General features: G+C 70.9%; 24 protein-coding genes, 2 rRNA genes, 1 pseudogene and 1 riboswitch. Of the genes and pseudogenes, 15 read left to right on the forward strand and 12 right to left on the reverse strand.

Going from position 1 to position 21,762, the window contains the following annotated elements; genetic code table 11:
• Positions 1 to 83: 83 nt before the first annotated feature.
• From AFB00_RS08345 to AFB00_RS08355, 3 genes are all read right to left on the reverse strand, one after another.
• Positions 84 to 3,187 (reverse strand): 23S ribosomal RNA (locus tag AFB00_RS08345).
• A 303-nt stretch (positions 3,188 to 3,490) separates the two neighbouring features.
• A 16S ribosomal RNA gene (locus AFB00_RS08350) occupies positions 3,491 to 5,008 on the reverse strand.
• The 16S and 23S rRNA genes sit together here, the layout of an rRNA operon.
• 710 nt (positions 5,009 to 5,718) lie before the next feature.
• Entirely contained in the window at positions 5,719 to 6,237 is a 519-nt protein-coding gene (locus tag AFB00_RS08355) for a CvpA family protein (protein ID WP_068796753.1), read from the reverse strand.
• A 62-nt stretch (positions 6,238 to 6,299) separates the two neighbouring features.
• Between AFB00_RS08355 and AFB00_RS36075 the strand changes: the two are divergent.
• The 7 genes and pseudogenes from AFB00_RS36075 to AFB00_RS08385 form a co-directional block, all read left to right on the forward strand.
• A pseudogene (locus AFB00_RS36075) lies at positions 6,300 to 7,346 on the forward strand (AI-2E family transporter); the annotation flags it as partial.
• A 271-nt stretch (positions 7,347 to 7,617) separates the two neighbouring features.
• Positions 7,618 to 8,277, forward strand: coding sequence for a DUF4383 domain-containing protein (locus AFB00_RS08365; protein WP_068796755.1), 660 nt, complete (start codon positions 7,618 to 7,620; stop codon positions 8,275 to 8,277).
• A 134-nt stretch (positions 8,278 to 8,411) separates the two neighbouring features.
• A complete protein-coding gene (locus tag AFB00_RS08370; RefSeq protein WP_231974279.1) occupies positions 8,412 to 10,046 on the forward strand; it encodes a PP2C family protein-serine/threonine phosphatase in 1,635 nt (544 codons plus the stop codon).
• Entirely contained in the window at positions 10,043 to 11,140 is a 1,098-nt protein-coding gene (locus AFB00_RS08375) for a cobalamin B12-binding domain-containing protein (RefSeq protein WP_068796756.1), read from the forward strand. The genes AFB00_RS08370 and AFB00_RS08375 overlap by 4 nt, the downstream gene beginning before the upstream one ends.
• Entirely contained in the window at positions 11,137 to 11,496 is a 360-nt protein-coding gene (locus tag AFB00_RS08380; RefSeq protein WP_068796757.1) for an STAS domain-containing protein, read from the forward strand. Before AFB00_RS08375 ends, AFB00_RS08380 begins: the two co-directional genes overlap by 4 nt.
• A 61-nt stretch (positions 11,497 to 11,557) precedes the next feature.
• Entirely contained in the window at positions 11,558 to 11,695 is a 138-nt protein-coding gene (locus AFB00_RS33040) for a hypothetical protein (protein ID WP_156819441.1), read from the forward strand.
• 38 nt (positions 11,696 to 11,733) lie between these two features.
• Positions 11,734 to 12,279, forward strand: a complete 546-nt coding sequence (locus AFB00_RS08385) for a Dps family protein (RefSeq protein WP_068796758.1) — start codon at positions 11,734 to 11,736, stop codon at positions 12,277 to 12,279.
• 94 nt (positions 12,280 to 12,373) lie between these two features.
• On the opposite strand, the gene AFB00_RS08390 is transcribed toward AFB00_RS08385, so the two are convergent.
• The 4 genes from AFB00_RS08390 to AFB00_RS08405 form a co-directional block, all read right to left on the reverse strand.
• Positions 12,374 to 12,697: a DUF3040 domain-containing protein gene (locus AFB00_RS08390; protein ID WP_068796759.1), complete on the reverse strand. Its 324-nt coding sequence runs from the start codon at positions 12,695 to 12,697 to the stop codon at positions 12,374 to 12,376.
• A gap of 128 nt (positions 12,698 to 12,825) precedes the next feature.
• Positions 12,826 to 13,527, reverse strand: a complete 702-nt coding sequence (locus AFB00_RS08395; protein ID WP_068796760.1) for a metal-dependent transcriptional regulator — start codon at positions 13,525 to 13,527, stop codon at positions 12,826 to 12,828.
• 9 nt (positions 13,528 to 13,536) lie between these two features.
• A complete protein-coding gene (locus AFB00_RS08400) occupies positions 13,537 to 14,067 on the reverse strand; it encodes a TetR/AcrR family transcriptional regulator (RefSeq protein WP_068796761.1) in 531 nt (176 codons plus the stop codon).
• Positions 14,060 to 14,389 carry a DMT family transporter gene (locus AFB00_RS08405; RefSeq protein ID WP_068796762.1) on the reverse strand — a complete coding sequence of 110 codons (330 nt, stop codon included), beginning with the start codon at positions 14,387 to 14,389 and terminating at the stop codon, positions 14,060 to 14,062. The genes AFB00_RS08400 and AFB00_RS08405 overlap by 8 nt, the downstream gene beginning before the upstream one ends.
• A 125-nt stretch (positions 14,390 to 14,514) precedes the next feature.
• Here AFB00_RS08405 and AFB00_RS08410 point away from each other — a divergent pair, with 125 nt between their 5' ends.
• The 5 genes from AFB00_RS08410 (at position 14,515) to AFB00_RS33050 (ending at position 17,904) form a co-directional block, all read left to right on the forward strand.
• Positions 14,515 to 15,366 (forward strand): nicotianamine synthase family protein, encoded by an 852-nt coding sequence (locus tag AFB00_RS08410; protein ID WP_068796763.1) that lies wholly within the window; start codon positions 14,515 to 14,517, stop codon positions 15,364 to 15,366.
• 51 nt (positions 15,367 to 15,417) lie between these two features.
• Positions 15,418 to 15,558 (forward strand): hypothetical protein, encoded by a 141-nt coding sequence (locus AFB00_RS33045; RefSeq protein ID WP_156819442.1) that lies wholly within the window; start codon positions 15,418 to 15,420, stop codon positions 15,556 to 15,558.
• Between the two features lie 64 nt (positions 15,559 to 15,622).
• On the forward strand, positions 15,623 to 16,342 hold the full coding sequence (locus tag AFB00_RS08415) for a response regulator transcription factor (RefSeq protein ID WP_068796764.1): 720 nt from the start codon (positions 15,623 to 15,625) through the stop codon (positions 16,340 to 16,342).
• Positions 16,343 to 16,366: 24 nt separating this feature from the next.
• Entirely contained in the window at positions 16,367 to 17,737 is a 1,371-nt protein-coding gene (locus AFB00_RS08420) for a sensor histidine kinase (protein ID WP_231974280.1), read from the forward strand.
• Entirely contained in the window at positions 17,734 to 17,904 is a 171-nt protein-coding gene (locus tag AFB00_RS33050; RefSeq protein ID WP_156819443.1) for a hypothetical protein, read from the forward strand. The genes AFB00_RS08420 and AFB00_RS33050 overlap by 4 nt, the downstream gene beginning before the upstream one ends.
• Here the strand turns inward: AFB00_RS33050 and AFB00_RS08425 are convergent.
• On the reverse strand, positions 17,889 to 18,236 hold the full coding sequence (locus tag AFB00_RS08425; RefSeq protein WP_068796765.1) for a TraR/DksA family transcriptional regulator: 348 nt from the start codon (positions 18,234 to 18,236) through the stop codon (positions 17,889 to 17,891). The two genes, AFB00_RS33050 and AFB00_RS08425, sit on opposite strands and share 16 nt — an antisense overlap.
• Positions 18,237 to 18,281: 45 nt before the next feature.
• Here AFB00_RS08425 and AFB00_RS08430 point away from each other — a divergent pair, with 45 nt between their 5' ends.
• Positions 18,282 to 18,728 (forward strand): NUDIX domain-containing protein, encoded by a 447-nt coding sequence (locus AFB00_RS08430; RefSeq protein WP_197519797.1) that lies wholly within the window; start codon positions 18,282 to 18,284, stop codon positions 18,726 to 18,728.
• Between the two features lie 30 nt (positions 18,729 to 18,758).
• Positions 18,759 to 19,043 (forward strand): putative quinol monooxygenase, encoded by a 285-nt coding sequence (locus AFB00_RS08435; protein WP_068796767.1) that lies wholly within the window; start codon positions 18,759 to 18,761, stop codon positions 19,041 to 19,043.
• On the opposite strand, the gene AFB00_RS08440 is transcribed toward AFB00_RS08435, so the two are convergent.
• Positions 19,044 to 19,385 carry a YnfA family protein gene (locus tag AFB00_RS08440; protein WP_068796768.1) on the reverse strand — a complete coding sequence of 114 codons (342 nt, stop codon included), beginning with the start codon at positions 19,383 to 19,385 and terminating at the stop codon, positions 19,044 to 19,046. It lies immediately after the preceding gene.
• Positions 19,379 to 20,107, reverse strand: coding sequence for a MerR family transcriptional regulator (locus tag AFB00_RS08445; protein ID WP_068796769.1), 729 nt, complete (start codon positions 20,105 to 20,107; stop codon positions 19,379 to 19,381). Before AFB00_RS08445 ends, AFB00_RS08440 begins: the two co-directional genes overlap by 7 nt.
• Before the next feature lie 346 nt (positions 20,108 to 20,453).
• Here AFB00_RS08445 and AFB00_RS35735 point away from each other — a divergent pair, with 346 nt between their 5' ends.
• Complete coding sequence (locus AFB00_RS35735) at positions 20,454 to 20,792, forward strand: class I SAM-dependent methyltransferase (RefSeq protein WP_335726562.1); 339 nt, start codon at positions 20,454 to 20,456, stop codon at positions 20,790 to 20,792.
• Here the strand turns inward: AFB00_RS35735 and AFB00_RS08455 are convergent.
• On the reverse strand, positions 20,776 to 21,159 hold the full coding sequence (locus tag AFB00_RS08455) for a fluoride efflux transporter FluC (protein WP_068796770.1): 384 nt from the start codon (positions 21,157 to 21,159) through the stop codon (positions 20,776 to 20,778). The two genes, AFB00_RS35735 and AFB00_RS08455, sit on opposite strands and share 17 nt — an antisense overlap.
• Positions 21,156 to 21,590: a fluoride efflux transporter FluC gene (locus AFB00_RS08460; protein ID WP_068796771.1), complete on the reverse strand. Its 435-nt coding sequence runs from the start codon at positions 21,588 to 21,590 to the stop codon at positions 21,156 to 21,158. Before AFB00_RS08460 ends, AFB00_RS08455 begins: the two co-directional genes overlap by 4 nt.
• A 26-nt stretch (positions 21,591 to 21,616) precedes the next feature.
• Positions 21,617 to 21,678, reverse strand: a riboswitch (Fluoride riboswitch).
• Between the last annotated feature and the right edge of the window lie 84 nt (positions 21,679 to 21,762).

Genomic DNA, 21,762 nt, shown 5'->3' on the forward strand with positions numbered 1-21,762 from the left:
AGCGCGAACAAGGGTGTGGGAGCCGTGAACACACAAACAATGGTTGTGGACTCAGGGTCACACAGTGGATGCGAACAACATGTTGTGGCAAGCCCTCGGCCTATTAGTACCGGTCAACTCCACCCCTCACAAGGCTTCCATCTCCGGCCTATCAACCCAGTCATCTACTGGGAGCCTTACCCACTCAAGGTGGTGGGAGACCTCATCTTGGAACAGGCTTCCCGCTTAGATGCCTTCAGCGGTTATCCCTCCCGAACATAGCCAACCAGCCGTGCCCCTGGCGGGACAACTGGCACACCAGAGGTTCGTCCGTCCCGGTCCTCTCGTACTAGGGACAGCCTTCCTCAAGTCTCCAACGCGCGCGGCGGATAGGGACCGAACTGTCTCACGACGTTCTAAACCCAGCTCGCGTACCGCTTTAATGGGCGAACAGCCCAACCCTTGGGACCTACTCCAGCCCCAGGATGCGACGAGCCGACATCGAGGTGCCAAACCATGCCGTCGATATGGACTCTTGGGCAAGATCAGCCTGTTATCCCCGGGGTACCTTTTATCCGTTGAGCGACACCCCTTCCACCAGGAGGTGCCGGATCACTAGTCCCGACTTTCGTCCCTGCTCGACCCGTCAGTCTCACAGTCAAGCTCCCTTGTGCACTTACACTCAACACCTGATTGCCAACCAGGCTGAGGGAACCTTTGGGCGCCTCCGTTACTCTTTAGGAGGCAACCGCCCCAGTTAAACTACCCACCAGGCACTGTCCCTGAACCAGATCATGGCCCGAGGTTAAGACACCCAATTCGACCAGAGTGGTATTTCAACAACGACTCCACACCCACTAGCGTGAACGCTTCACAGTCTCCCACCTATCCTACACAAGCCGAACCGAGCACCAATACCAAGCTATAGTAAAGGTCCCGGGGTCTTTCCGTCCTGCCGCGCGTAACGAGCATCTTTACTCGTAATGCAATTTCGCCGAGTCTGTGGTCGAGACAGCGCCCAAGTCGTTACGCCATTCGTGCAGGTCGGAACTTACCCGACAAGGAATTTCGCTACCTTAGGATGGTTATAGTTACCACCGCCGTTTACTGGCGCTTAAATTCTCCGCTTCGCCCCCGAAGGGACTAACAGGTCCTCTTAACGTTCCAGCACCGGGCAGGCGTCAGTCCGTATACATCGTCTTGCGACTTCGCACGGACCTGTGTTTTTAGTAAACAGTCGCTTGGGCCTGGTCTCTGCGACCACCCACCGCTCCACCAGCACATGGCTTCACGACAGATGGCCCCCCTTCTCCCGAAGTTACGGGGGCATTTTGCCGAATTCCTTAACCACAGTTCGCTCGATCGCCTCGGTATTCTCTACCTGACCACCTGTGTCGGTTTGGGGTACGGGCCGCAACAGCACTCGCTAGAGGCTTTTCTCGACAGCATGGGATCACTCACTTCGCCTCAATCGGCTACGCGTCACCTCTCACCCTTCACGATCCTCCGGATTTACCTAGAAGACCAGGCTACAGGCTTACACCACGACAACCACCGCGTGGCGGAGCTACCCTCCTGCGTCACCCCATCACTTGCCTACTACCGGATCGGATCCCACGCTCCCCCACAAACACAGCTCCCGAAGGAACCGAGGTAGGTTCGGATGGTTAGCATCACCGGCCTCAGCATGGACGCACTATCACGAGCACGGGAATATCAACCCGTTGTCCATCGACTACGCCTGACGGCCTCGCCTTAGGTCCCGGCTCACCCTGGGCGGAACAACCTGGCCCAGGAACCCTTGGTCATCCGGCGGAAGAGATTCTCACTCTTCATTCGCTACTCATGCCTGCATTCTCACTCCCACACCCTCCACCCGTAAATCACTCCCGGGCTTCACCAGATGCAGGACGCTCCCCTACCCAACAACACACTAAAGTGTCATTGCCACGGCTTCGGCGGTGCGCTTGAGCCCCGCTACATTGTCGGCGCAGGACCACTTGACCAGTGAGCTATTACGCACTCTTTCAAGGGTGGCTGCTTCTAAGCCAACCTCCTGGTTGTCTCTGCGATCCCACATCCTTTCCCACTTAGCGCACACTTAGGGGCCTTAGCCGGTGATCTGGGCTGTTTCCCTCTCGACCACGAAGCTTATCCCCCGCAGTCTCACTGCCGCGCTCTCACTCACCGGCATTCGGAGTTTGGCTGACTTCAGTAAGCTTGTAGGCCCCCTAGGCCATCCAGTGCTCTACCTCCGGCGAGAAACACACGACGCTGCACCTAAATGCATTTCGGGGAGAACCAGCTATCACGAAGTTTGATTGGCCTTTCACCCCTACCCACAGCTCATCCCCCAGGTTTTCAACCCTGGTGGGTTCGGGCCTCCACGACGTCTTACCGACGCTTCACCCTGGCCATGGGTAGATCACTCCGCTTCGGGTCTACACCCCGCGACTCCACCGCCCTATTCGGACTCGCTTTCGCTACGGCTACCCCACAACGGGTTAACCTCGCCACGAAGCATAACTCGCAGGCTCATTCTTCAAAAGGCACGCCATCACCCTGCAGTACAAGACCACTTCAGGCTCTGACGGCTTGTAAGCACACGGTTTCAAGTACTATTTCACTCCCCTCCCGGGGTACTTTTCACCTTTCCCTCACGGTACTAGTCCGCTATCGGTCATCAGGTAGTATTTAGGCTTGACGGGTGGTCCCGCCAGATTCACAGCAAATTCCACGAGCTCGCTGCTACTCGAGAACAATGCCCACAACCACAACTGCATTTTCGCGTACGGGGCTCTCACCCACTACGGCCGACCATCCCAGAATCGTTCCGCTAACACAGTCATCAATTGTCCCACCCTCGGCAGAAGATGAACGACACGCCTCACAACCCCGCACCCGCAACACCTGCCGGCTTGACACGGACACGGTTTAGCCTCTTCCGCTTTCGCTCGCCACTACTCACGGAATCACTATTGTTTTCTCTTCCTGTGGGTACTGAGATGTTTCACTTCCCCACGTTCCCTCCACGCACCCTATGAATTCAGGTACGGGTAACACCCCATGACGGGTGCTGGGTTTCCCCATTCGGACACCCTCGGATCACAGTTCGGTTGACAACTCCCCGAGGACTATCGCGGTCTCCCACGTCCTTCATCGGCTCCTGATGCCTAGGTATCCACCATGTGCTCTTAACAACTTGACCACAACAAGATGCTCGCATCCACTATGCAACACTCAACCCACAACCACACAAGACCAGAAGCAACCACCACCCCCACCAAGGAAGGCGTTAGGACAACCCCCGACCAACGCGGCCAGAGAACACCCGCCAACAGCGGTGTCTTCTCAGGACCCAACAGTGTGTCGAACCACAAGCCTGACGCCCATTGCGTTCCACCCAGTCACACCCGACCCACATCCGGGGCCGACAGCATGATTTCAGTTAAGGAACCAACACATCTCAGAAGAAACAGTTGGCGCCCCACCACATGGTGGGACTCCTTAGAAAGGAGGTGATCCAGCCGCACCTTCCGGTACGGCTACCTTGTTACGACTTCGTCCCAATCGCCAGTCCCACCTTAGACGACTCCCTCCACAAGGGTTGGGCCGCCGGCTTCGGGTGTTACCAACTTTCGTGACGTGACGGGCGGTGTGTACAAGGCCCGGGAACGTATTCACCGCAGCATTGCTGATCTGCGATTACTAGCGACTCCAACTTCACGGGGTCGAGTTGCAGACCCCGATCCGAACTGAGACTCACTTTAAGGGATTCGCTCCACCTCACGGTCTCGCAGCCCTCTGTATGAGCCATTGTAGCATGTGTGAAGCCCTGGACATAAGGGGCATGATGACTTGACGTCATCCCCACCTTCCTCCGAGTTGACCCCGGCAGTCTCCCATGAGTCCCCACCATTACGTGCTGGCAACATGGAACAAGGGTTGCGCTCGTTGCGGGACTTAACCCAACATCTCACGACACGAGCTGACGACAGCCATGCACCACCTGCACACAGGCCACAAGGGAAACGACATCTCTGCCGCGGTCCTGTGCATGTCAAACCCAGGTAAGGTTCTTCGCGTTGCATCGAATTAATCCACATGCTCCGCCGCTTGTGCGGGCCCCCGTCAATTCCTTTGAGTTTTAGCCTTGCGGCCGTACTCCCCAGGCGGGGCGCTTAATGCGTTAGCTGCGGCACAGAAACCGTGGAATGGTCCCCACACCTAGCGCCCAACGTTTACGGCGTGGACTACCAGGGTATCTAATCCTGTTCGCTCCCCACGCTTTCGCTCCTCAGCGTCAGTATCGGCCCAGAGACCCGCCTTCGCCACCGGTGTTCCTCCTGATATCTGCGCATTTCACCGCTACACCAGGAATTCCAGTCTCCCCTGCCGAACTCAAGTGATGCCCGTATCGACCGCACGCTCAGAGTTAAGCCCCAAGTTTTCACGGCCGACGCGACACACCGCCTACGAGCTCTTTACGCCCAATAATTCCGGACAACGCTCGCACCCTACGTGTTACCGCGGCTGCTGGCACGTAGTTGGCCGGTGCTTCTTCTCCAGGTACCGTCACCGAAGCTTCGTCCCTGGCGAAAGAGGTTTACAACCCGAAGGCCGTCATCCCCCACGCGGCGTCGCTGCGTCAGGCTTCCGCCCATTGCGCAATATTCCCCACTGCTGCCTCCCGTAGGAGTCTGGGCCGTGTCTCAGTCCCAGTGTGGCCGGTCGCCCTCTCAGGCCGGCTACCCGTCACCGCCTTGGTAGGCCATCACCCCACCAACAAGCTGATAGGCCGCGGGCCCATCCCCCACCGAAAAAACTTTCCACCACCCAACATGCGTTGAGAGGTCCTATCCGGTATTAGACCCAGTTTCCCGGGCTTATCCCAGAGTGGAGGGCAGGTCACCCACGTGTTACTCACCCGTTCGCCGCTCGTGTACCCCGAAGGGCCTTACCGCTCGACTTGCATGTGTTAAGCACGCCGCCAGCGTTCGTCCTGAGCCAGGATCAAACTCTCCAACAAAAACCCTGACTTGCAAACAACCGGCAAACCCGGCACGACGGGATCGCACCGAATTCAACCAAACAAACAATCTGGCACAAAAACGCCAAACCATAATATAGCTCGACACACTGTTGAGTTCTCAAAAGACACCCGCACCACCATCACCACACCCCCGACAAGGGGCAGGATCCAGAAGACGGATCGCCTTGACCCCACAACCGTAAACCCTCAAGAAACTCTCGGGCCGACCGGGGGGTCGTAGTGGCCAGCGGGCCTGTTGACCGGACTCTGAGGCCCGTTCTGTCCGGCTCACTCGCTGACAGGAAGAAAGTTACGGCACCGGGTCGGGCAGGGTCAAACCGGGGCGTCGTTTCGGGAAACGGACGGTGTCGTCGCAGGTCAGCGGCACGGCGTCGGACGCGATCCGGGTTGCCGACAGGGCATCGCACCGGCCCGGCGGCCCCGACGCGATCGTGTGACGCCGGGCACCCCGGGCGCGGAGCGGGGCCTTCGCCCCGTCCGGAGCGGCGTTACCTGCGGAAACCGTTCGGCGGGGCGGTCTGGCCCCCGCCGGGTCACGGCACGTGGGCCGCCGTCACCGCATCAGGGGGGTATCCGGACCGCGCCTGGCGCGTTGGTCCGTCGAGTGCTCCTCGTCCGGTCCTGCAGCGCGTCGGGGGCGAATGCGCGTCGCGATCGGACGAGGAGCACTCCCCGAACCGGCCGGATCATGCCGGGGGCCGAGCCGCGTCGACGATGTCCTGGGCCGCCGAGGTCGTGTTCGGCAACAGGTCCCCGACCGAGGCCAGTACCCGGCTGTGCCCGCCGAGCGCGTCGACGATCGAGGTGACCGGCGCGAGCGGTTCCGGCCCGACCACGGCGGGCACCACCCAGGACACCAGCCACATCACCAGCAGCGCGGCCACGCCACCGGCCAGTCCGCCGACGATCCGGTCCAGGAACGTCAGCTTCGCCCGGGTCAGGACCCGGCTCAGCAGACGGCCCAGCACCCCGCCGACCAGCGAACCCACCAGGAGCCCGGCCGCGATGCCGAGCAGTCCCCACAGCCACGCGGACCCGGCGCCGTCGCCGTAACGGCTCAGGTTCGACCCCCATGCGGCACCGAGACCGGCCCCCACGACCAGCCCGAGCAGGCTTCCGGCCCGGCCGGCGCCGTCGAGCCGGCGGAAGCCGCCGATCACGGCCGCCAGCACCACGATCACCACGAGGACGTCGAGCGCGGTCATGGATCGTCTCCCCCTCCGGTCCGGTCCCGCGGCACCGCAGCGGGCACCGTCGTCCCTCCACCATGCCCGCCGGACCTGAGACGGCCCTGAGTACGTCCGGTCCGGGGTGCGCCGGGCCCGCTGCGGACTACCGTCGTCTCGTGACGCAACATCCCGACGACCCCCGCATCCCCGGTGGTCTGCGCACCGCCTCCGGCATCGCGTGGCGGGTCCTGCTGATCGCGGCGGCGCTCGCGGTCGTCGGGTGGGTGCTGGCGCAGCTCGCCGTACTCGTCGTGCCCGCGGTGCTGGCGCTGATCCTGGCCGCGCTGCTGGCACCGGTGGCGCGACTGCTCGCCGGCGTCCCGTACGTCCCCCGCGCGGTGGCGACCGGGGTCGTCGTCGCCGGTGGCCTGGCGATCGCGATCGCGGTGCTCTGGTGGGCGGTCGCGGCGTTCCTGACCGGGCTCCCGGACCTGTCGGCACGGATCGGCGAGAGCGTCGTCGCCCTGCGGGACCGGCTCGCGGCCGCACCGTTCCACCTCGACGACGCACGGCTCGCCGCGACCTTCCAGTCGGTGCTCGACACCCTGCAGCGCAACCAGGCCGCGCTCGCGAACAACGTCCTCGGTGCGCTCGGGACCGCGGGCGAGCTCGCGGCCGAGACCCTGCTGATGCTGTTCGTGCTGATCTTCCTGGTGCACGACGGGTCCCGGATCTGGGCGTTCGTCCTCGGCGCGGTGCCGCGGACCGCCCGGCGCCGGGCCGACGTGGCCGGGCGGCGGGCCTTCGCCTCGCTGGTCGGATACGTGCGGGCGACCGTCGTCGTGGCCGCCGTGGACGCGGTGACCGCGGGCGTCGGGCTGTGGCTGATCGGGGTCCCGCTCGTCGTCCCGCTGGCGACGCTGATCTTCTTCGGTGCCTTCGTCCCCACCATCGGGGCGTTCGTGACCGGTGTCGTCGCCGTGCTGGTGGCGCTCGCGTCCGGCGGGTGGTTCGACGCCCTGCTCGTGCTCGGGCTGCTGGTGCTGGTGCAGAACGTCGAGGGCTACGTGCTGGCCCCGTTGCTGCTCGGGCGCTCGGTGCGGCTGCACCCGCTGGCCGTCGTCCTGCCGATCACCGCGGGGCTCGTGGTGGCCGGTGTCCCGGGTGGGCTGCTCGCCGTCCCGCTGGTGACGCTGGCCGACGCCGGGGTGCGGTCGCTGCGCCGGCCGGGGGATGCCGCGCTGACCGAACCCGCGACGGTCGATCCGCTCGACCCGCGTTCGGCCCGCCCCCGTCCGCCGCCGGGCCCGGGCCACGGAGCAGGCCCGCAGCCACCTGAGCGTGGCCGGTACCGCCGTTTGCCGGACGTGGTGACCGGGGACCCCGAAGGGCCCCGCTCGACGGACGGAGGACGACATGTCACTGCACGGGTCCGACCCGCGCCTGCTGAACGGCCTGCACCGGATCAGCTCGGCCCTGGTCGGCGTGATCCTCTGGATCTTCGGGACGCTCGGGTTCTCCGGCGGCCTCGGGTTCTTCACCACCTCCGGGGCGCCGCTGCTCGGGATGAGCACGAACAACCTGCTCTCCACCATCTCCCTGGTGGTCGGGACGGTGCTGGTCGCGGCCGGCATCCGGGGTGGCCGGTTCGCCTCGACGGTCGGGGTCGTCGTCGGGGCGGCGTTCCTGCTCTCCGGCGTCGCGAACGTCCTGGTGCTCGGCACCGCGTACAACATCCTGTCCTTCCGGATGCCGAACGTCGTGTTCAGCCTGGTCGTCGGGCTGCTGTTGCTGACGCTCGCCGCGTACGGCCGGTTCAGCGGGCGGTTGCCCGACGACAACCCCTACGCGGCCGAACAGCGTCCGGAGACGGACTCCGACCGTGAACAGCAACTCCCGCGGGACGCGGCCGACATCGCGGCGGCGCGCTCGCTGGCCGAGACCGAACGTCTGGTCGCGGCCGGCGGCGGGACCGAGGAGCAGCGCCGGATGCTGGCCGCCGCCGACGCGGAACGCGACCAGGCGGGGCGGCGCACGGCCTGGCGGCGGGAACGGGGGGACACCCCGTCCGGATGACGCCCGGCGGGGGACGAACCGCTGCCGGGCCCGGCCGCCGTGTGCCGGCCGGGCCCGGCAGCGGTACCGTCGGGTACTCCACCTGGGACACTTGGGTGCCGATCCCCGGCCGGACGAGGAGGCCAGGAAGCGACGTGACGGAGCCGACGACCGGTGTGGCCGGCCCACTCGCCGAGACCCGCTGGGCAGGAGCGCCGTGTGCCGCCGTGACGGTGCACGGCGACGGCACCGTGCTCGATGCGAACGACGCCGCCCGGGCGATGCTCCCGCAGCTGCGCACCGGTGAGCCGGTGTCCCGCGTCGTCCCCTGGCTGTCCACCGCGCACGCCGCCTCCGCGGGGTCCGCGCCGGCACCGTTCGCCGACGTCGTCGACGGGCGGGCGCTCGAGGTCCAGCCGGTGCGCCACGACGACGACTCGGTGACCTGGTGGCTCATCGACGTCACCGACGTCCAGTCGATCTGCGACGAGCTGCGGGTCGAGCAGGCCCGCGCGGCGTTCCTCTCGGAGGCGTCGGCCGCCCTGCTCGGATCGCTCAACCTGCTGCGCTGCATGGAGGTGACCGCCGAGCTCGCGGTCGGCAACCTGGCCGACGGTGCGCTGGTGCTGACCCCGTCCCAGCGCGGCCGGTTCCAGCTCGTCACCGCGGTGGCGGGTGCGTCCGGCCCGCCGCGCGGCACCCTGCTGCGGATCGACCCGGACGAGGTTCCCGGCCTGGCCGAGGCCCTGCGCGGGTTCCCGCCGGTGCCCTCGCGGTGGATCGACCCGTCGGTCGCGCCGTCCTGGATCACCCCGGAGGACTTCGGCGCGGTCGGCTCGATCGTCGTGACGCCGCTGCCCGGACACGGGATCCCGGCGGGCGCGCTGGTGCTGCTGCGCCGGGCGGGTTCCGGTCCGTTCAGCGAGGGCGAGGAGACGACCGCCCGCGAGTTCGCCGCGCGGGCCGGCCTGGCCATGTCCGCGGCCCGGATGTTCGCCCAGCAGGCCTCGATCACCGAGACCCTGATGCGCGACCTGCTCCCGCCGACGCTGCAGCACGTCGGCGGCGTCGACTTCGCGGGCGGTTACCGCCCCGCCCAGGACCACGAGCGGGTCGGTGGCGACTTCTACGACGTCCACCCGCCGAACGAGCACACCGACGAGACGCTCGCCGTGCTCGGCGACGTGTGCGGCAAGGGCCTGGAGGCGGCCGTGCTCACCGGCCGGATCCGCAGCGCACTGCACGCGCTGCGGCCGATGGCCGGCGACCACCTGCGGCTGCTCCGCCTGCTGAACGACGCCCTGCTCAGCGACCAGCACGCCCGGTTCGTCACCCTGGTGCTGGCGTCGGTCGCCCGCGAGGGTGCCGACGTGCGGTTGCGGCTGACCTGCGCCGGGCACCCACCGCCGTTGATCATCCGGGCGGACGGCAGGGCCGAGGAGGCCGCGACGCTCGGCACCCTGGTCGGCGCGCTGCCCACGATCGAGGCGACGACCTACGAGACGCGGCTGGCTCCCGGCGAGACCTGCCTGCTCTACACCGACGGCATCACCGAGGGCCGGGGCGGCCCGCTCGGCGGCGATCAGTTCGGCGAGGAGCGGCTGCAGCGGTCCGCGGCGGAGTGCGCGGGACTGCCGGCCGAGGCCGTCGTCGAGCGGATCCAGATGCTGGCGACCGAGTGGGTCGGCCACAACACCCACGACGACATGGCCGTGCTCGCGATCACCGCGCCCCGCGGGCAGCACCTCACCGCCGTCGGCGGGCACGGCCGGGGCAGGTACACCGCATGATCGCCCGCTACGTCGACCTGCTCTGGGACGCCGTGGTCCGCGGTGACGAGTACACCGCCGTCGACGTCGTCGTCGACGCGGTCCGCGACGGCATCGACCCCGAGTCGATCCTGATCGACGTGATCGGCGCCGTGCAGGCCCGGGTCGGGGCCGAGTGGGCGGCCAACCGCATCTCGGTCGCCACCGAGCACGCCGCGACCGCGATCAACGAGCGCGTGGTCGGCACCCTCGCGATGACCGGGGACCGCGGTTCCGGGGAGCGGGGCCGGATCACCGTCGCCTGCGTGGACGGCGAGTGGCACGCGCTGCCCGCGCGGCTGCTGGCCGAGGTCCTGCGGCTGCGCGGGTTCACCGTCGACTACCTCGGGGCCCAGGTACCGGCCCCGCACCTGGTCACCCACCTGCACCGGACCGGGCCGGACGCGGTGGCGCTGTCGTCGTCGATCGCCACCCGGCTGCCGACCGCGCACGCGACGATCTCGGCGTGCCAGGCGGCCGGGGTCCCGGTGATCGTCGGCGGGGCCGCCTTCGGCGCGGACGGCCGGCACGCCCGGCTGCTCGGCGCGGACGCGTGGGCCCCCGACGCCCGGTCGGCCGCGGACACCCTCGCCTCCGGGCTGCCGGCCCCGGCGCACCCGCACGCGCAGCCGCTGGACGACCTGCCGCACCTGTCGGACCAGGAGTTCACCCTGGTCAGCCGGAACACGCCGAAGCTCGTCGCGACCGTGCTGGACCGGCTGCCCGAGCGGCTCCCGGTGATGGCGTCCTACGACGACGAGCAGCGCCTGCGTACGGCCGAGGACGTCCGGCACATCGTCGACTTCCTCTGCGTCGCCCTCTACACCGGCGACGCCCAGGTGTTCACCGACTTCCTCGACTGGACGGCGTCGGTGCTGACCGCGCGGTCCGTGCCGGCCCGGGTGCTGCCCCCGGTGCTGGACCTGCTGGCCGACGAGCTGCGCGACTTCACCCGCGCCGCCGAGCTGCTGCGCTCGGCCTCCGCCCGGCGGACCGCGGCGGACGCGGAACCGGCCGACGCGACGGTGGAGGCGGCCGGGGCGGGGGCACTGGACCGGACGGGGAGGCCCGCATGAGTGACGCGCGAGAGCTCTCGCTGACCTGGAGCAGCCCGCAGCCGGGCGTCGTGTGCGCGGCCGTCGCCGGGGACCTCGACTACGAGAGCGCCGACACGCTGACCTCGGAGGTCGGTGCCCGGCTGCACCGGGGCGGGCTGCGCGAGCTGCACCTGGACTGCGGTGGGCTCGGCTACTGCGACTCCTACGGCCTGTCCTCGCTGCTGATGGTGCGGCGCCGGACGGCGGCCGCGGGCGTCGTCCTGCACCTGGACAACCGCCGGCCCGCGCTGGAGCGCCTGCTGCAGGTCACCCGGACGCTCGACCACCTCGTCGGCGGGGCGGGCCGCAGCCGCGAGGAACTGTCCGACACCTGATCCAGCTCACATCCGCACCGCGGCGTACATGGTCCCCGGCGTGCGCGGGTACCCGCCGTCCGTGACGACGCCGAACGATCGCGGCCCGGTGCCGACCGAGCAGAGCGACACGCCCGTGGACGAGTCCCCGGACGGCGACGGCGTGCACCTGGGCGAGCAGCCCGTCCGCCGGGACGACGACCGTCCCGCCGCGTCCTGACCATCCCGCACCGCTCTCCGGAAGGAGCACCGAACACCATGGGCACCATCCGTTACACCGTTCCGGGCCTGGAGCACGGCGACGCCGAGCAGGTCGTCGCGCTGCTGCAGAACCGTCTGCACGCGCTGAACGACCTCCAGCTCACGCTCAAGCACGTGCACTGGAACGTCATCGGACCGAACTTCATCGCGGTGCACGAGATGCTGGACCCGCAGGTCGAAGCGGTCCGCGGGTTCGTCGACGACGTCGCGGAGCGGATCGCCACGCTGGGCGGCTCGCCGGACGGCACGCCGGGCGCGCTCGTCCGCGAGCGCACCTGGGACGACTACTCGATCGGCCGTGACCACGCCATCGCCCACCTCGGCGCGCTCGACCTCGTCTACACCGGGGTCATCGGCGACCACCGCAGCCAGATCGAGAAGCTGGAGACCCTCGACCCGGTCACCCAGGACATGCTCATCGCCCAGGCCGGGGCGCTCGAGCAGTACCAGTGGTTCGTCCGCGCGCACCTGGAGAACTCCGACGGTTCGCTGAACACCGCGGGCAACGCGACCGAGGCCGGCGCGGCGAACGCCGCGCGGTAACGACTCCCGCGCCGAGGCTCCCGGGCCCGGTTCCCGCACCGCGGGGGCCGGAACCACCGTTCCTTGCACAGGCCCGGCCGGGCCCGACCTCGTCCTAGAGCTCGTTGCGCCGGCGGGCCCACACGACGCACGCGGCCGGGATGCCGATCAGCAGCACCCCGAACACCACGGCCGGGGCGACGACCGGCGGCAGCCAGGTCACGACCAGGGCGAACAGCACGGCGACGGTCATCACCGCGCCGACGACCCACCAGCGCAGCGGGGTCCCGGTGCGGCGCACCGGCGGATGCTCGATGCCCTCGGTCCCGGAGAGCCGATGGGCCAGGCCGGGATCGTCGCGCTGGGTCGCCGCGGCGATCTGCGCGAGCGCGCGACGCTCGTCGTCGTCGAGCGGTCTCTCGGGCCGGTCCTGCCGCACGGGGGCTCCTTCGGCGGTGCGCGGGGAACGCGTCCGCCGAGCGTAGGCAGGAGTGGCGGCCACAGCCAGCCGTACCAGGTGATACGGCCGTTAGGGACGAATAGTCCCGAAAGTGTGGTTCGCCCGGATCAGCTGCTCTCGGTGGCGCCGACCCAGAGCGCCCGGGCGAGGGTCGGGCCCCACTCGTGCTCGGCGTCGGAGGCCGCACGGTCCGCGGTCCGGCGCAGCCGCACCACGTACGGACCCTCGAACGGCTTGCGGGTGAGCAGATCGACCCGGTCGCCGAGCCGGACGTCGTGCGCGTCGAGGTAGCGGAGCACCTCGGGATCGGTGTCGTCGACGCGGACCAGCTCACCGCCCTCGCCGAACCGCAGCTCGGGCAACCGGCGCGCCTCGATCACGGGCAGCCGCCCGTCCCGGCCCGGGATCGGGTCGCCGTGCGGGTCGAACCGCGGGTGGCCGAGCCGGTCGTCGATCCGGTCGAGCAGCCGGTCGGAGACGGCGTGCTCGAGGGACTCGGCCTCCTCGTGCACCTCGTCCCAGGCCAGGTCCAGCTCGGTGACCAGGAACATCTCGATCAACCGGTGCCGGCGGACGACCGCCAGCGCCGACTCCCGGCCGGCCTCGGTGAGGGTGATGCCCGCGTACCGGGCGTGGTCGACCAGACCGGCGTCGACCAGCTTGCGGACCATCCCGGACGCCGACGGCGACGACACCCCCAGACGCTCGGCCAGCGCGGAGACGCCCACCGACCCCTCCCACCGCTCGGCGAGCAGGAAGATCGTCTTCAGGTAGTTCTCCACGGACTCCGAGTGGCGATCCGGGCTCATGGCCCCACGTTATCCCGTGCGGCACACGAGCCGGGCGAGCGCCGCGGTGTCGCACGGCGAGCCGAGGGCGGCCGCCAGGAACAACCCGTTCGCCGCCGCGACGAGCAGCGACCGGACCTCCGGATCGCCGGGGACCAGGCGCTGCGCCGCACCGGCGAGCGCGGTGTCCCAGCGGTGCAGCTCCGCCCGCAGCTCGTCGCGCCGGGCGGCGTGCAGCAGCAGCTCGTACTCGGCGACGGTGCGCAGCCGGTCCTGGCGGGCGCAGTCCTCGATGAGCCCGACCAGGTCCTCGACCGTCGCGATCGCGGCCAGCCGGGCGACGTAGTCGTCGTTGACGTCGGTCAGGGCCGCGACGAGCAGGTCGTCGACCGTGGCGAAGTAGTAGAGCACCGCGCTCGGGGGCACCCCGGCCTCGGCCGCGACCGCCCGCTGGGTCACCGCGGCCGTGCCGCGCCGGCCGACCAGGCGCATCGTCGCCTCCAGCAGGGCCCGGCGGCGGCGCTCGCCCTTGCGCAACCGGCCGTCGCCCGGTTCAGGCATGCGAGGTGTTCCCGCCCAGCTCCAGGGCCAGCACCCCGCAGATCACCAGCACGATCCCGCCCGCCTGGACCCAGCTGAGCGACTCGCCGAGGAACAGCGCGCCGATCACCGCGACCAGCGCGACACCCACCGCGGCCCAGACGCCGTAGGCGACACCGAGCGCCATTCCCCTGGTCAGCGCCTGGGACAGCGCCCAGAACGCCGTCCCGTACCCGGCCACGGTGACCAGCGAGGGCAGCAACCGGCTGAACCCGTTCGACGCGCGCAGCGAGAGCGTCGCCGTCACCTCGGCGCCCACCGCGAGCGCCAGCCATCCCCACATCGGTCTTCCTCCTCGTCCGTGCTTCCGTCCCCAGGCTAGACCAACTCCTGAGCATTTGCTCCATTTTCTACGCCACCCGGACGACCCACATGCATAACGGTTTTCATTGGATACGGTGGATCATCGTGACCACGCAGAGCAGTCGTCCGATCACAGTTCCCCACCCGCCACGCGGTGCCGACGCCGAGAACCGGACGGCGCAGCGGCTGGTCGCACTGCGGGCCCTGCTGGAGCGGACCGACCTGCGTCCCGGGGCCGAGGTCGACGCCGCGTTCTCCGAGCTGGTGCGGCTGTGCTGTCATCCGCCGGCCGGCTGCACCGGCGGGGTGCTGGCACGGGTCGCGGCGCACTCCGCCGGGCTGCGGGCGCTGAGCTCGGCGGGCGAGGGGCACATGGAGCGGCACTGGGCCCGGCGCATCGCGACCGCCGCCGATCCGGCCGCCGAGCTGGACCGGTTCCCCTACCTGGGCAACTACCACGACCTCGTCCGGCTGGAGCTGGCCGCGCTCGCCGCGGTGGGGCGCCCGGTGCCGCGCCGGGCCGTGGTGCTGGGCTCGGGGCCGCTGCCGCTCACCGGGCTGGTGCTGGCCGCCCGGCACGGCGTCGACGTCGTGCACGTCGACCGGGACCCGGAGGCGGCCCGGGCCGGTGCCGCGGTGGCCACCGCGCTCGGGATCGGGGCCCGCACCGTGTGCACCGACGTCGCCGACGTCGGGCCGGACGTCCTGGCCGGGGCCGACCTGGTGCTGCTCGGCGCGCTCGTGGGCACCGACGCGGCGGCGAAGGACCGCATCACCTCCCGGATCGCGGCCGCGGCGCCGGAGGCCACCCAGCTGGTGCGCACCGCGGCGGGCCTGCGGACGCTGCTCTACCCCGAGGTGACGGCCGCCGACCTGACCGGCCTGGACGTCCTGCTGGAGGTCCATCCCCGCACCGACGTCGTGAACTCGGTGCTGGTGGCGACCGCCCGCCGATGACGCCGCCGCCGGGACTGGACCCGGCGGCCGGCCCGGTGGTGCGGTGTACCCGTGCCCGACGACGAGCCCGGCGATCCCGTCTGCTGGCTGGACCGGTTGTGCCCGGAGTGCGGGGCCATGCCGTCCGACGAGCCCGCCCCGGCCGACGGCGGACCGCGCCGCTGCTGGCGCTGCGGGCTTGCGATCCGCTGACGATCACGGGCCTCCCGGCGCGCCCGGTTCGACCGCGGGCCCCGGATCGGGTGCACTGTCCGGCGTGACGCGGACCCGGGTACTGCTGGTCGACGACGACGTCCGGGTCGGCCGCTCGCTCGTGCTCGCACTCGACGACGAGGGTTTCGCCGTCGACGTCGTGCACACCGGGGAGGACGCGCTGGAGCGGGCCGGTGACCCGGACGTCGACGTCGTCCTGCTGGACCTGATGCTGCCCGGCATCGACGGCTTCACCGTGTGCCGCAGGCTCCGCGACGCGGGTGACCTGCCGATCATCATGGTGACGGCGCGGTCGGACTCCGCGGACGTCATCACCGGGCTGGAGGCAGGCGCCGACGACTACGTCACCAAACCGCTGGTCGCCGGCGAGCTCGCCGCCCGGGTGCGCGCCCTGCTGCGGCGCCGCCGGCCGGCTCCGGCCGCCCCGCGGCGGGTGACGCTGGGCGAGGTGGAGCTGCGCCCGGACGAGGGTGTCGCGCTGCGGGCCGGTGCGCCCGTGCACCTCACCCGGACCGAGTTCCGGCTGCTCAGCGAGCTCGCCGCGGCGGAGGGCCGGATCGTCACCCGGGACGAGCTGCTGTCGCGGGTGTGGGGCTACGAGTACCACGGCGACACCCGGCTGCTCGACGTCCACGTGCGCCGGCTGCGCCGCAAGGTCGAGGCCGACCCGGACCGGCCGACGGTCGTGCTGACCGTGCGCGGGGCCGGGTACAAGGTGGGGCACGTGCCGGACCCCGACCCGGTGCCCGGCCGGGCCGGGTGAGCCGGCGCGGCACAATGAGGGCCCGTGCTGAACCGTCTGCCGCTGCGCCGGCTGCCCCTGCGCCACCGCGTCGGGCTCGCGTTCGCCCTGGTCTCGCTGGTGGTGACCGGCCTGTTCGGCACGGTGACCTGGAACCTGGCCACCGGGTACCTGGTCGACCAGCGGGTCGAGGGTGCGACCCGGCAGGCCGACGTCAACGTCCGGCTGGTCGAGCGGGCGCTGGCCGACCGGACCGACTCCGACGGGCTCGGTGACCTGCTCACCGGGCTCGCCGGGACCCCGGACACGAGTGTCCTGCTGCACCGCGGCGGCAGCTGGACCACCAGCGGGCGCGACGTCGATCCGGAGCTGCTCCCCCGGCCGTTGCTGGAGCTGGCGCAGTCCGGCACCCCGGCCCGGCAGCGGCTGACGATCGGCGGGATGCCGGCGCTGGTCGTCGCCGTGCCGCTGCCGGGCGGCGACCTGTTCGTCGAGGTCTTCCCGCTGGACCAGCTCGACGCGACCCTGCGGTTCCTCGGACTGCTCCTCGCCGCCGGGGTCGCGATCAGCGCGGTGCTCGGCCTGGCGCTCGGGCACCGCGCGGGGCGCCGGGCGCTGCTCCCGCTCACCGAGCTGACCAGGGCCGCCGGCCGGGTCGCCGGCGGGGACCTGTCCGCACGGCTGCCGGACAGCCACGACGCCGAGCTGGCGCCACTCGTCGCGACCTTCAACCGCACCGCCGACGACCTGGAGCAGCGGGTCCGCCGGGACGCCCGGTTCGCCGCCGACGTGAGCCACGAGCTGCGATCCCCGCTGACCACGCTGATCAACGCCGTCGCGGTGCTGCGCCGGCGGCGGGCCGAGCTGCCACCGGCGGCGCAGCAGGCCGTCGACCTGCTCGACGGCGACGTGCACCGGTTCCGCCGGATGGTGCTGGACCTGCTGGAGATCTCCCGCAGCGACAGCCTGGAACGCGAGCCGTGGGAGCTGGGCGAACTCGTCCGCGAACTGGTCGCCGCACGCGGCGGGTCGCACGTCCCGCAGGTCGACGCCCCCGAGCCGGTCCCGGTGCCGGCCGACCGGCGACGGTTGGACCAGGTGCTCGGCAACCTGCTCGACAACGCGGACGCGCACGGCGGCGGAGCGATCCGGGTGGGTGTCTCCCGGCACGGGGACCGGGCCCGGATCGAGGTGGACGACGCGGGCCCCGGCGTACCGCCGGACCGGCGCGCCGAGGTCTTCGAGCGCTTCTCCCGCGGCACACTGGCCGGCAGCCGCGGCGACGGCGGCGGCACCGGCCTGGGGCTGTCCCTGGTGGCCGCGCACGTCCGCAGGCACGGTGGCCGGGTGTGGATATCGGAACGCCCCGGTGGCGGCGCGCGGGTCGTGGTGGAACTGCCCGGGGAACAGCAGTGAGGCGGGCGGCCGTCGCGGCGCTCCCGCTCCTGGTCGTGCTGCTCGGCGGCTGCGGGGTGACGCTGCAGGACGAGCCCGAGCCGCTGGTCCCGTCCGCCGGGACCCCGTCACCGCCCCCGACGGTCAGCGTCCATCCGGACTCCCCCGGCGGTCAGGTCCCCGGCTGACGGCCGCGCCGCGTGGTGGCGCACACGATGCAGGTCCGGGTGGCGGGCAGGGCCTCCAGCCGTTCCGCCGCGATCGGGTCGCCACAGACGGCACAGCTGCCATAGGTGCCCGCGGCGATCCGCTCCGCGGCCAGGTCCAGCTCGGCGCGGTCCCGCTCGGCCCCGGCGAGCAACGCCTGCAGCTGCGCCCGCTGGACGGCGATCGTGACGCCCTCCGGGTCGTGCTCGTCGTCGTGGCTGGTCAGCGCCTGCTCGTCGGCCAGGGCCGTCAGCTGGGTGCGCAGCGAGCCGATCTTGGCGTCGACCCGGTCGACGTGGGCACGGAGGTCCATCACACGATGATGGGCGCGCCCCGGCCGGGATGCGAGAGTGCACCCGTGGATCACCTTCCCCGGCCGGTGTGCGGCGTCGGCGTCGTCCTGGAGCGCGCCGACGGACTGGTCGCCGTCGGCCACCGGGTCACCGCGGGCGAGACGTCGAGCTGGTCGTTCCCCGGCGGGCACCTGGAGGGCGGCGAGACCCCGGTGGCGGCCGCGCTGCGCGAGCTGGCCGAGGAGACCGGGGTGCGGGCGGGCACCGCGACGCTGTTCGCGCTGTGCGTGCGGACCGGCGGGAGCGGGGTGACGCTCGCCGTGCACGTCCCGGCCCCGGCCGGGGCCGAGCTCGTCGTCACCGAGCCGCACGCGATCGACGCCTGGGTCTGGGCCGACCCCGACGAGCTGCCGGAACCGTCGTTCGCGCACACCGCCGCGGTGCGGCACGCGTGGCGGACGCCCGGGGTCCCGCTGCCGGGCTGGGACCTGCACCGCGTCGCCGAGCGATGAGTCCGGGGGCCCGCGACGGTCCCCACTTCCATGCTGTTCATCGCCGGACACCTGATCGTCGAGGCCGCCGACCGGGACACCTACGTCGCCGCGTGCGCCTCGGTCGTCGAACTCGCCAGGGGCAGCTCCGGCTGCCTCGACTTCGCGATCACCGCCGACACACTCGACCCGCGACGGGTGAACGTCGTCGAGCGGTGGGCGTCGGAGGCGGAGCTGCTCGCCTTCCGGGGCTCGGGCCCCGACGCCGAGACGGCCGCCCGCATCCTCGACGCCGACGTCGCGCGGTACACGATCTCCGAGGTCGGGCCGCCCTGATCACACCGCGCCGGACCGCGGCGCGTACATGATCACGGCGACGCCGGCCAGGCACACCAGCGCACCGACGATGTCGTAGCGGTCCGGCCGGAACCCGTCGACGACGACGCCCCAGACCAGCGAGCCGGCGACGAACACCCCTCCGTAGGCGGCGAGGATGCGGCCGAACTCGGCGTCGGGCTGCAGGGCCGCGACGAACCCGTAGCACCCGAGGGCCAGCACCCCGGCGCCGATCCAGATCCAGCCGCGGTGCTCACGCACGCCCTGCCAGACCAGCCACGCCCCGCCGATCTCCAGCAGGGCGGCGAGCACGAACAGCGTCACGGGCTTCAGGGTCAGCACGGGGGGCCTCCGGTCGGGCCCGCGGCGAACAGGTCGTCGAGCAGCGGGCCGGCGTGCTCCGGGGCGGTGGCGTCGAGCCGGGCCCCGGTGCGGGTCACGGTCAGGGTGAAGGTGAGCGACGGGCAGCAGCCGACCTCGTCGGCGACCAGCGCGGCGACGCCGGCGATCCGGCCGTGCTCCAGCTCGGTCCGGACGGTGCCGCCGGGCAGCCGGTGCGAGGTCGTACCGGCCAGGACGGTGCGCCAGCGGCCGATCCGGTCGACGTGCTCGGCGGCGGGCAGCGAACAGGCCACGGGCACCGGCTCGGGCACCGGTGCGGTGGCCAGGAACGTGCACGCCGGATCGCAGGGCTCGTCCCGGTCGGGCAGCCGGGCGAGCCGGTCGCGGGCGCCGGTGAGGTGGTCGCGGAAGCGCCGCAGCGCGGCGGTCCGGTCGTCGACGGCGGCGAGCTGCTCGGTCACCAGCGGGAGGAGCCGGGCCCGGACGTCGCGGCACGGCCGTTGCTCCCACACCCCGAGCAGGTCCCGGATCAGGTCCAGCGACAGACCGAGATCCCGGGCGACGACGATGAAGCGGACCCGGTCGGCGTCGCGGTCGTCGTAGCTGCGGTAGCCGCCCGGGGTCCGGCGGGCCGGGAGCAGCCCCCGGGACCCGTAGTAGCGCAGCGTCGTCGCCGGGACGCCGACCCGCTCCGCGAGCTGGGAGATGCGGTACCGGGGCACGGCGCGACCGTAGACCTTCGAGCCGGGTCCAAGGTCAAGTGCGGCGGGTACGCTCCGGCCATGCCGAGCAGGGGTGACCGTGGCCATCGCGTCTTCGCCGCCCTCTACGACCGGATGAACGCCGCGGCCGAGCGCTCGTTCGTGGGTCCGCGCCGGGCCGCGCTGGTCGGCGGGCTGACCGGCGCGGTGCTCGACGTCGGCGCCGGGACCGGCGCGAACCTGCCGTACTACCGGGCGGCCGAGCGGGTCGTCGCGACCGAGCCCGACCCGGCGATGCGGCGACGGCTGCACGGCCGGGTGCCGACCGCCCCGGTACCGGTGCAGGTCGACGACGCCGGGGCCGAGGATGCCGCACCCGGACCACTCGTTCGACGCGGTCGTCTCCACGCTGGTGCTGTGCACCGTGGCGGATCCGGTGCGGGCGCTGTCGGAGATGCGGCGGGTGCTGCGCCCCGGCGGGCGGCTCGCCGTGCTGGAGCACGTGCGGGGAACCGGCCGGACCGCCAGGGTGCAGGACGCGGTCGGTCCGTTGTGGACCCGGATGCTGGCCGGCTGCCGGCTGGACCGGGACACCGGCGCGGCCATCCGGGACGCCGGGTTCGCCGTCGAGGCCGAGGAGCGCTTCACCCTGGGTCCGCAGTGGAACCCCAGCTCCCCGGTGCTGCAGCTCACCGCGCGCCGATGAGTGCGTCGACGGCCAGCCAGGCGGCACCGGCCGCGGCCGGCCCGGACAGCATGCTCGCGACGAGATAGGCGAGCGCGGTGCCGGTGCGGCGGCGCCCGGACAGCTCGACGATCTCGTAGCCGAACGTGCTGTAGGTCGTGAGCGCGCCGCAGAAGCCGATCCCGGCCAGTGCCGCGACGCCGGGCGGCAGCAGCGCCGCACCGGCCGTCAGGGCGCCGAGGAGCGCGGACCCGGCGACGTTCACCGCGAACGTGCCCCACGGGAAGCCCGGCCCGAGGCGGGCCTTGACCGCGGTGTCGGCGAGGTAGCGCAGCGGCGCGCCGACCGCGGCACCGATCCCGACCAGCACGGCCGTCCACACGCTCATGCCCGGCCACCCCGTCGCACGAGACGGCGGGTCGCGGCGACACCGGCGGCACACGCCAGTACCGCGGCCACCGGCGTCACCAGCACGTGCAGCAGTGCGGTGCCGGACCGGCCGGCGACGGCCAACCCGACCGAGTCGACGGCCCAGGCCGAGAACGTCGTGTACCCGCCGAGCACGCCGACGCCCAACAGCGGACGCAGCAGCGGGTGCGGGGGGCGGGCGACGGCGAGCAGCGTCAGCAGGACGCCGATGAGCACGCACCCCGAGACGTTGATCCAGAACGTGGTCCACGGCCAGGCACCGGGCGGGGACGGGAACAGCATCCCCAGGCCGAACCGGGCCTCGGCGCCGAGCACCCCGCCGACGGCGACGGCCGCCAGGACGGAGGGCCGGTACGGGGATCCACCTGCGCCGGACCGACGAACGGACATACGCCACCTACCTACGGTCGGAAACCGGATCGGTAGGAGCCATCAGCAGCGGGTGCGGTTGTCGGCGAGCTCCATCGCCTTCACCGGGGAGCGTACCCGGGGACACTCATCGCCTCCTCCTCAGCCATCGCGAGCCGCGTTCGAACACGGTCGGTCGCCGAGCCGCCGCCCC

This window comes from Pseudonocardia sp. HH130630-07, assembly GCF_001698125.1.
Lineage (GTDB): Bacteria > Actinomycetota > Actinomycetes > Mycobacteriales > Pseudonocardiaceae > Pseudonocardia.